Origin of the sequence: Rhodococcus sp. NPDC076796 (assembly GCF_040702765.1) — a bacterium.
Classification (GTDB): Bacteria; Actinomycetota; Actinomycetes; order Mycobacteriales; family Mycobacteriaceae; genus Rhodococcoides.
Map to the genome: position 1 here is coordinate 633,740 of NZ_JBFBMS010000004.1, position 9,746 is coordinate 643,485.

At 63.3% G+C, this 9,746-nt stretch carries 9 protein-coding genes; 8 read left to right on the top strand and 1 reads right to left on the bottom strand.

Features of this window, described 5'->3' with window-relative positions; genetic code table 11:
- Position 1 precedes the first annotated feature (1 nt).
- The 8 genes from AB0366_RS16975 (at position 2) to AB0366_RS17010 (ending at position 8,662) form a co-directional block, all read left to right on the top strand.
- Complete coding sequence (locus AB0366_RS16975) at positions 2-1,246, top strand: lipase family protein (RefSeq protein WP_366244926.1); 1,245 nt, start codon at positions 2-4, stop codon at positions 1,244-1,246.
- Positions 1,243-1,944 (top strand): GNVR domain-containing protein, encoded by a 702-nt coding sequence (locus tag AB0366_RS16980; RefSeq protein ID WP_366244927.1) that lies wholly within the window; start codon positions 1,243-1,245, stop codon positions 1,942-1,944. The genes AB0366_RS16975 and AB0366_RS16980 overlap by 4 nt, the downstream gene beginning before the upstream one ends.
- Positions 1,941-3,185 carry a lipase family protein gene (locus AB0366_RS16985; RefSeq protein ID WP_366244928.1) on the top strand — a complete coding sequence of 415 codons (1,245 nt, stop codon included), beginning with the start codon at positions 1,941-1,943 and terminating at the stop codon, positions 3,183-3,185. The genes AB0366_RS16980 and AB0366_RS16985 overlap by 4 nt, the downstream gene beginning before the upstream one ends.
- Positions 3,186-3,201: 16 nt before the next feature.
- On the top strand, positions 3,202-4,464 hold the full coding sequence (locus tag AB0366_RS16990; RefSeq protein WP_366244929.1) for an acyltransferase: 1,263 nt from the start codon (positions 3,202-3,204) through the stop codon (positions 4,462-4,464).
- Between the two features lie 4 nt (positions 4,465-4,468).
- Positions 4,469-5,686 (top strand): lipase family protein, encoded by a 1,218-nt coding sequence (locus AB0366_RS16995; protein WP_366244930.1) that lies wholly within the window; start codon positions 4,469-4,471, stop codon positions 5,684-5,686.
- A 14-nt stretch (positions 5,687-5,700) separates the two neighbouring features.
- Positions 5,701-6,552 (top strand): sialate O-acetylesterase, encoded by an 852-nt coding sequence (locus AB0366_RS17000; protein WP_366244931.1) that lies wholly within the window; start codon positions 5,701-5,703, stop codon positions 6,550-6,552.
- A 312-nt stretch (positions 6,553-6,864) separates the two neighbouring features.
- A complete protein-coding gene (locus tag AB0366_RS17005) occupies positions 6,865-8,310 on the top strand; it encodes a sugar transferase (RefSeq protein ID WP_366244963.1) in 1,446 nt (481 codons plus the stop codon).
- 52 nt (positions 8,311-8,362) lie between these two features.
- On the top strand, positions 8,363-8,662 hold the full coding sequence (locus AB0366_RS17010) for a hypothetical protein (RefSeq protein ID WP_366244932.1): 300 nt from the start codon (positions 8,363-8,365) through the stop codon (positions 8,660-8,662).
- 39 nt (positions 8,663-8,701) lie between these two features.
- On the opposite strand, the gene AB0366_RS17015 is transcribed toward AB0366_RS17010, so the two are convergent.
- Entirely contained in the window at positions 8,702-9,655 is a 954-nt protein-coding gene (locus AB0366_RS17015; RefSeq protein ID WP_366244933.1) for a GDP-mannose 4,6-dehydratase, read from the bottom strand.
- Between the last annotated feature and the right edge of the window lie 91 nt (positions 9,656-9,746).

Genomic DNA, 9,746 nt, shown 5'->3' on the forward strand with positions numbered 1-9,746 from the left:
GATGTCAGGTAGGTGGACGGTCCGAGTCGGCGTCCTGGTGACCGCAGCCGTGGTGTCGATCTCCTGCTCGCAGCAGACTCCGATCGTCCTGCCGTCCGGAGCGCCGACGGCTCCCGTCACGGCCGCTCCGGTGACGTCCGCACCGCCGCCACCGTCCAATTTCGGTGGTAGCGCGCCGGGTTCGTTGATCTCGGCCGAGCCGATCGAGGACATCGCAGCAGACATCAGCGAGTTGGGTGCCACTGCCACTCGCGTGGTGTACCGATCGACGTCGGGAGTCACCGGGGAGCCCACGGATGTCTCGGGCACCGTCATCATCCCCGGTGGCACTGCACCCGACGGGGGGTGGCCGGTGGTGTCCTACGGCCACGGCACGACGGGTGTCCTGGAGGCGTGTGGGCCGTCGAGTTACGCCAACCTTCTCGGTAGTGCCCCCATCGTGGCGGCATTGGCGCTCAATGGCTTCGCAGTGGCGATGACCGACTATCAGGGGCTCGGGCTCGGTGGGTCGTATCACCCGTACCTGGACTCGAAGACGTTCGGCTACAACATGATCGATGCTGTTCGTGCGGCCAGGAACTTCATGCCCACTCTCAGTTCACGTTGGGCCGCCTACGGTGTATCGCTGGGCGGCATGGCGGCCTGGGCGGCAAGCGATCGCAATGCCGAGTACGGGGGCGGGCTCGAACTGGTGGGCACCGCGGCGATCGTGCCGGTATCGGACATGTCCGGCCTGGCCGATGCCGCTGCGAATCAGACCCTGACGCGGGCTCAGTACCCCCTGTTGATGTACGCGCTGAACACTCTGGCGATCAGCCATCCCGAGCTGAACCTCGACGACTACCGCTCCGGCCTGGCTCGGGAGCGGTGGAACGACTTCATGGAGTGCGTGCCGCCGAAGTCGGACCTGGTGCCGGGGCTGTTGGCGGGTCTGCAGGCTGCAGACCTGACGCCGGTCAGCGTCGAGGCGACCGATCGTCTGCGCGGACTTCTGTCCGATATGGCTCTGCCTCAGCAAGGTTCGTCGACGCCGCTGTTGGTGATGTACGGCAGCGAGGACGATCTGATCCTCCAACCGTGGACCGAGAAGGCGTTGCAGCGAGCGTGCGATTTCGGCGACCTCGTCGAGTACGAGGTCTATCGGGGTGAGGGGCACGGCAACCTCGACAGCACTCGGTCGGTGCCGTGGGTCAAGGGCATGTTCGCCGGCCAACGGCCGATCAACACGTGCGAGTTGAATCGATGATCGCCCCAACGGGTGTCCCGACCCTCAAGGACTACGGCCGTATTCTGTTGTCGGGTTGGGCTGCGATCCTGGCCGCTGCCGTACTGTCGGCGGGCGTCGCGTGGTTGGCAACGCAGTTCGTCGAGCCCACGTACACCGCAGCGTCTCGGGTGTTCGTCACCGCTCCTGGTCCCACGTCGCCCAGGGCGTTGACCGAAGGAAACCGTTCTTCGTTGGTACGCGTCGAGTCGTACGTGGTGTTGGCAACGGGCGAACAGGTGTTGCGCCGCGTCATCGCCTCGCAGGGGTTGCCCGTCGAACCCGACGAGCTGAAGCAGGACATCACGGTCGTGCCTACTGGGGGCTCTGCCTTGATCGAGATCTCGGTGGTGAACTCCGACGCCGATCAAGCTCGGGACATCGCCAATTCTGTTGCAGTGCAGCTCATCAAGCTCGTCGGTGAGATCGACCTGGGTGCCAACGGAGCAGTGTCGGAAGTGTCGCTCATCGACGCGGCCACCACTCCCGATTCGGTCACCACACCCAAGCCGACGAGCAACATGATTCTGGGGGGAGTGATGGGTTCGATTCTGGGCAGTGTGCTGGTTCTGGCATTCGGAATTGCACGCGACTCGATCGACCATCGCGATCAAGTAGAGAACATCGTGAAGCAGGCGACCGCTCACATGCGGACGCCTGCTGTAGAGGGGGTCCGATGACACTGTCGCGAACGCGTCGAGTAAGCCGAGCGAGCGGTGCCTGCGCACTGGCGCTGATCCTGGTGACGTCGGGGTGTTCCTCCGACGACCCGCCTGTCGATCCGTACTCGCTGTCGCAATCGGCAGCGTTCGGTGCCACGCTCGACGCCGATTACGGTGCAGCAGGCCCCGGTTCGCTCGAGAGTGCGCAGCAACTGCTGACCATCGATCGCCGGGTCAGTGCTGTGTCCTCGGTTGCCGCGCGGGTGGTCTACTCGTCCACCTCCGGCGTGGACGGTTCACCTCAGCGCGTCTCGGGCACGATCTTCGCACCGGAAGGCACACCGCCCGAGGGCGGTTGGCCGATCATCGCGTACGGCCACGGCACCACCGGCGTGCTCGAGGACTGCGCACCGTCGACCGATCCCGAGTTGCTCGGCAGCTCGCAGATCGTCGCAGCGCTGGTCCGCTCCGGAAACGTCGTTGCGGTGTCCGACTATCAGGGTCTGGGACTGGAGGGTTCCTATCATCCCTATCTCGACGCCCGTACCGTCGGCAACAACCTCATCGACTCGGTGCGTGCCGCCCGCAAGCTGATACCCGACGCGTCCACGAAGTGGGCGGCGTTCGGCGGGTCCCAGGGTGGTCAGGCATCATGGGCCGCAAACGAACTCGCGAGCAGCTATGGCGAGGGCCTCGATCTGGTCGGCTCGGTCAGTTTGGTACCGGCGGCAGATATGGTCGGTCTGGCGGAGGCCGCTGCGAACGGCACGCTCACCGTCGACCAGAAGCCACTGCTGCAGTGGGTTCTGGTCGGCCTTGCCCAGTCTCACCCCGAGCTGGACCTGGACGACTATCGCCGGGGCATCGTCGCCGAGAAGTGGGACGAGCTCTCGGCGTGCGGCGGCGTTCTCGCTGCCGACCGCACGTCCCTGGCGGCGCAGATCAGCGACGACGATCTGCGTCCGGCCACTCCCGAGGCGACGGCGAAGCTCGCGGACTACCTCCGGGAGATGAGCTTGCCGATGTCTCGCGCCACCGCACCGATGCTGGTTGTCTACGGTGGCAAGGACACGTTGATCTCGCAGTCGTGGACCGAGTCCGCCATCGCGGCCGGCTGCGCCAACGGGGACACGATTCAATCTGTGCTCCAACCGAATTCCGGTCACGCAGACATCGACGGTGCTGCTGCGTTCGGATGGCTGGGTGACCGGTTCGCCGGTACCGACGCCATCAGCTTCTGCCCGCCTCCTGCGCCATGACCCCCAGAAGGTACCCATGACCGCCACACCCGACAGCACTGCGACCGCCGCCACCGCGGTCGCCGATACCGGTATCAAGCGACCTGCCCGCCTCGTCGGGCTCGACGGCCCCCGCGGATTCGCCTGCCTGTGCGTGCTCGCCGTGCACGTCGGCGGGCACTACTCGCCGCAGACCGTCCTGACCTACAAGCTCGGGGTGCTGGGGCAGGGGTTGATCTTCTTCTTCGCGCTGTCGGGCTTCCTGATCTTCCTCCCGATGGTACGAAAGCTGTTCGCAGGCAAACCGATGCCGAACAACGTCAGCTACGCGATGCATCGGCTGCTGCGAGTGTTTCCGGCATACCTGTTCATCTTCTTGTTCGCCAACTACGTGATGCGTGCGGTGTTCGTGGAGAACGCCGCTGTGGCCGAACAACATTTCACCGACAACGGTCTTGGCATCCTCACCGATCCGTTGACGCTGTTGGCCAATCTGACGCTGGTGCACACCTACATTCCGAGCATGATCCAGACCGGCATCAACCCGTCGTGGTCGCTGTCGCTGGAATTCGCGTTCTACATCGCACTGCCGCTGCTGACGAGTATCGCGTTCTTCCTGCGCAAGCGCACGTCCATCTCGGCACCGGTGCTGGCGTTGATCCCGGTGGTGATCATGTTCGTCATCGGAATCACCGGAAAGCTGTACACCGCCTCGCGCGTGGGGCCGTCGGGCATCACTGATCCGAAACTGCTGGAATGGGGACCCAACGAGATCGCGGTGCTCAGCCGCAGCTTCTGGTCGCTGGCAGACAATTTCACGTACGGGATGCTGGCGGCGGTGGTGTTCGTCGCGATCGACAACGGAATGCTGAAGGGCGCGATCGTCACCCGGATGCGGTGGTGGACGGGCATCGCGATGATTCCCACCGCGGTGATCTCACTGATGCTGATCGACGACAATTCGCGCTGGCAGACGTCCACCGTGTCTTTCGGTTCGGCCTTGCTCATTCTGTTCATCATCGTGCCGCTGGCACGCGGTGAGCAGTCGAAGCTCGCCGAACGGGCCGACTGGGCACCCCTGAGCTACGTGGGCATGATCTCGCTCAGCGTCTACCTGTGGCACTTTCCCATCCTGATCATGTTGGGGCGCTTCGGATGGATGGCAGGCGACAGCCCGTTGGGGCTACTGCGGAACTTCGTGCTGGTGAGCGCGGTGAGCATCGCATTCGGAGCGGTGACGTACCGATTCATCGAGAAGCCGTCGTTGACGTACGCCCGTAGATTCAAGGCGAGCAAATAGATTCATGCACACCGTCCGTAGGCTCGCCGCGCCGCTGGCCCTCATTCCTCTGCTCGCGGGATGCGCCGCTGTGGTTCCGCTCGGCGGCCAGGCGCAGGGGGCATTGGTTTCGGTGGTGCGTGGATCCGATCCGGAGCCGATGGACATCGCGAATCCCGGTACCGGAAGCGGCTCCATCGTGAGTGCCGAGACGATGCCGAATCTACCGCTGCCGGTGCGGATGTCGGGTATCGATGCTGCGAAGGTGGTGTACCGCTCGGTGCAACCGGGTGTGGGCGAGCGCGAGGTATCGGGCACGGTGTTCACCCCGTCAGGCGATGCGCCCGAGGGTGGGTGGCCCGTCATCTCCTACGCCCACGGCACCACGGGCATCGAGCAAGCATGCGCTCCGTCGAGGTCCGCGTCACTGCTGGGGGCATCGGCGCTCGTACAGGGTTACACCGCAGCGGGATTCGCGGTCGCCATCACCGACTACGAGGGTCTCGGACATGCGGGCAACCACGCCTACCTGGACAACATCACCGCCGGCTACGACGTGATCGATGCAGTACGGGCATTGCGTACGGTCTTTCCCGATGTGGGTACGCAGTGGGCTGCGTTCGGTGGTTCACAGGGCGGCGGCGCTGCCTGGGCCGCGAACGAACTCGCCGATTCCTATGCGCCGGAACTCGATCTGGTCGGTGCCGTCGCTCTGGCACCCACTGCCAACATGGTGGGCCTTGTGGACAAGGCGGAGGCGGGCACGTTGACCGAGGACCAGGGGCCGGTGCTGCAGTGGATACTCGAATCACTCGCTCGGCGTGACGAGAATCTGAATCTTGACGATTACCGCAGCGGCAATGCCGAGCAGGATTGGGACACACTCACCCAGTGCACGCTGGACAAGGCGGGTGCGCGCACCGATGCGGCGAAGAGGCTCGGCAACAACGACTTTGCGCCCGACTCCCCTGCGGCGGCAGCGACGCTGCGTGACGAGCTGACGCGGATGGCCCTGCCAACGGGGCCGGCGTCGGCACCGATGCTGGTGGCGTACGGCGATGCCGACACCTACATCGACGTGGCGTGGACCGATGCGGCGCTGCAGTCAGCATGCGGACTGGGCGATGTCATCACCATCGACCGGCAGGCCGGACGCGGGCACGGAGACGTCAACGGCGACGCCGTCAATCAGTGGTTGGCCGATCGATTCGCAGGGGTGCCGGCGCAGAACGACTGCACGTGAGTAGGGGGAGCGTCATGGGGTTTCGGCAGAACGCGAAGGTGCGGGCCAAGGACGTCGTGAAGAGGCGTCTGGGACGCGGCATTCCGGTACAGCCGTTCGACGAGCCGTATCTGGTGGTTGCAGTGCTGGGGCAGTCCAATGCGCACGGTGGGGGCCGTGGGTTGGATCGATCGGGTCTCGATGCGCCGCATCCACGGGTGCATCAGTGGGCAGCGTCGGGCCGGTCGAAGAACACCATCGTGGCGGGCAGCAATCCACTGTTTCACGAAGTGCCCTCCAAGGCAGTCGGATTCGGCCCCACCTTCGCGGCGCACCTCGCCGATACGACGGGTAGGCCGGTACTGCTGGTTCCGTATGCGCGCGGCGACTCGGGCTTCTCGCGCATCCACGGCATCTCCTGGGATCCTGCCGATACCGGTGCGCGAGTCAACCTGTTCTGGAATGCGATGCAGCGCATCCGAACGGGGCTGGCGACGAAGCCCGGCAACGAGCTCGCGGCGGTGCTGTGGCATCAAGGTGAGAGCGATGTGCCGTTGCTGACCGGGCCGGTGTACGCCGAGAAGCTCGACAGCCTGATCGACACTCTGCGCGGCGAATTCGGCGACGTTCCGTTCGTAGTGGGCCAGATGGTGCCGGACGAGATCGAATCGGGGGAGCCGAACTACGCCGTCATCGATGCGGTGCATGCCGATACTCCCCGACGTAAGGCCGCAGTGGCGTACGTGCCGGGTCCGAGGGGGCTCTACAACAGCGAGACCGAGAAGATCCACTACAACGGCGAGGGACAACGGGAACTGGGACGCCGAATGTGGGAGGCATTTGCCGGCATGTCCCCGAGCGTCCGTCGTTCGACCGACAATGCTTGACACACGGCGTGGATGTGGCACTAATAGGTGGTCGAGAGTGACCGGAATGGGGCTTCCGGAGAAATTGGCAACGCAGCGGACGCGTCTGGTTAATGCAGTAGAAACATGTAACGACCTGCGGATTCGCGCCGATCAACATATCGTTACCAAGTGACACGATAAGTACGACAAGATAATCTGCACGACGGGGTGGCACGGAGCTGTGTCGATCACGCAAGGGTTCGGCAACGCGTACGTACCGAGGGGAAACAAGTGTCAGTCAGCGATCTGGAAGCGCAGAGTTCGGTTGTCTCGCGGCGTGACGCACGACGGTTGCGCAGGACGACATCGCGTCGTGAATGGGAGACGCACTACACCGAGGGACTTCGTGTCACCGACACGGTGGTCGTTCTCGGCGCGGTGACGGTTGCTCAGATCATCCGCTTCGGCGAGATCGATTTTCGCGAACCGTGGTCCATCGTCGGGTACTTCGGAATATCCGGAGTACTCGCAGTTCTGTGGCTGACGTTTCTCGCCATCTTCCGCACCCGATCTCCACGGGTGATCGGCAACGGTTCGGAGGAGTACCGCCGCATCGTGTCGGCCACGTTCCGGCTGTTCGGAACCATCGCGATTCTCTCCCTGCTGTTTCGTCTGGATATCGCCCGTCTGTATCTCGCGATCGCCCTGCCCGTCGGACTGGTCGGGCTTCTTCTGAGTCGATGGGTATGGCGAAAAATAGTGTCGCGCAGGCGTGCTCGTGGCGGATACCAGACCTCGGTGCTCATCGTCGGCAGTCGCAGCTCGGCTCTGGCCATGGCCAGGTCGTTCGAGCGTTCCCCCGAAGCCGGCTACAGCGTGGTCGGCATCTGCCTACCCAACTACGAGCCCGGCAACGACTCGTCGCTCACCGTCGACGGCGTCGAGATTCCGGTACTCGGGGATGAACACAGCGTCGTCGAGGCCATCGAGACCTCCGGAGCCGACACCGTGGCGGTCACGGCCACCGAGCACATCGGCCACCACGGGCTGCGAAAGATGGTGTGGGACCTCGAGAAGAAGAAGGTGGACCTCGTCGTGTCCCCCGGAGTGGTGGACGTGGCGGGTCCGCGTCTGGTGATGCGTCCGGTAGCGAACTTCCCGCTCATCCACGTCGAGAAGCCGCAGTACAATGGCGCGAAGCGATTCAGCAAGACGGCGTTCGACTTCCTGTTCGCCGCCTCGGTTCTGCTGCTGATCTCGCCGGTCCTGATCACGCTCGCCGCAATCATCAAGATGACCAGCAAGGGCTCGATCTTCTACAAGTCCGAGCGAATGGGCATCGACGGCAAGCCTTTCCAGATGATCAAGTTCCGCAGCATGGTCCAGGACGCAGACAAGCGCGTGCAAGAACTGGCCGCCCTCAACGAAGGGGCCGGCGGGGTGTTGTTCAAGATGCGCGACGACCCACGGGTCACCCGCGTGGGCAAGGTGATGCGCAAGTTCAGCCTCGACGAGCTTCCGCAGTTCGTCAACGTGCTCAAGCGCGAGATGAGCGTGGTGGGTCCGCGGCCGCCGCTGCGCAGCGAAGTGGAAACGTACGACGGTGAAGTGCGTCGTAGGCTGCTCGTCAAGCCGGGTATTACTGGGCTGTGGCAGGTGAGTGGCCGATCGGATCTGTCGTGGGAGGAAAGCGTTCGCCTTGATCTCTCGTACGTCGAGAACTGGTCCATGACAGGGGATCTGCTCATCATCGCCAAGACCGCAGTCGCAGTTGTCAAGAGCGACGGCGCGTACTAGCAGCGCTGCCGCTCACCCTGCGGCCCGTCGGTTTTGTTCGTACCATGACGCAATGACAACTGTTTCGGAGAATGGACGTGGCATGACCATGGCGCAGAATACATTTCACGATTTCTTGGCCGATCGCATCGACGTGATCGCGCGCGTTCATCTGAACAGGTCCACCTCACTGCACGCAGTGATCGCCGACAGTGTCGATGCCTATACCTCGGCGTTCGCGGAATTTCATGGCACCGATGCACCCTTGGATCTTCTCGCTCCTGAGGTTCGCTCCGAATTGAGCGATTTCATCCACCGCTGCGCCGAGGCCGTCGAAGAACCGGAGAACCCGCAGTTTCCCGTCCGGAGATAACTGCGGGTTCGGATGGCTAACGATTTGGGGAAGTCGACCTCAAAGCAGCGACAAATCGTGCTCTACCATGGCCTTCACCACGTCGTCGAACCTTTTTGTCGGCTTCCATCCGAGGACATCCTTGGCCCGGCTGGCGTCTCCCACCATCTCCGCCGAGTCCGCAGGTCTACCAAGCGCGTCACTGCTCGTCACAAGTCCGTGCCAGTCCGGGATGCCCGCAGCACGAAATGCTGCATCGACGAAGTCCCGCACTGAATGAGCCTCGCCCGTAGCGATCACGAAGTCGTCACCGCGATCATGGGTGGCCATGAGCAATGTCGCCTCGACATAGTCGGGTGCCCAACCCCAGTCACGTCGCGCATCGAGGTTGCCGAGTTCCAACGTCGATTGCTTACCGCGCGCAATCGCCGCGGCCGCAGCCGTAATTTTGCGAGTCACGAACTTGGTTGGCCGAAATGCCGATTCGTGGTTGTAGAAGATTGCGTTGCTGGCCTTCAATCCCTTCGCGCGATAGACCTGTGTCATGTTGTGGCTGAATGCCTTCGACGCGCCATACGGTGACAACGGGGCAATAGGCGTTTGCTCGTTTTGCGGTGACGCCGTGGTTCCGGCAAAGATCTCTGCGCTCGACGCATTGACGAAGGTGCGTTCCGTATCGGAACTTTTCTGAAGTTCGAGCAGCGCGTCGAGCAGCGCGACAGCTGAATTTCCGTTGACTGCGGCTGTTTCCACCGGGTGGTCCCAGGAGTAACCGACCGACGAGATCCCGGCAAAGTGGAAGACGACATCCGGCTCCGCATCCAAGACCACGTTGCGGCACAGACTCGAGTCGCGCAGATCGGCTTCGACGAGCTTGACATTGCTCGGCTGATCCGATGTTACCGATCCAGGTTGGAGGGTGCCAACCACTGAGTAGCCGAGCTCGTTCAAGCGGCGGGCCAGGATCGTTCCGTCCTGCCCGCCGATTCCAGTGATCAGGGCGCGTTGTGTCACGTGTTTTCCGTTCGTAGTTCGTCGAGGTCGCTGCGGACCATCATCTTCACCAGCTCCGGGAACCCGACCTTCGGTTTCCAGCCGAGGACAC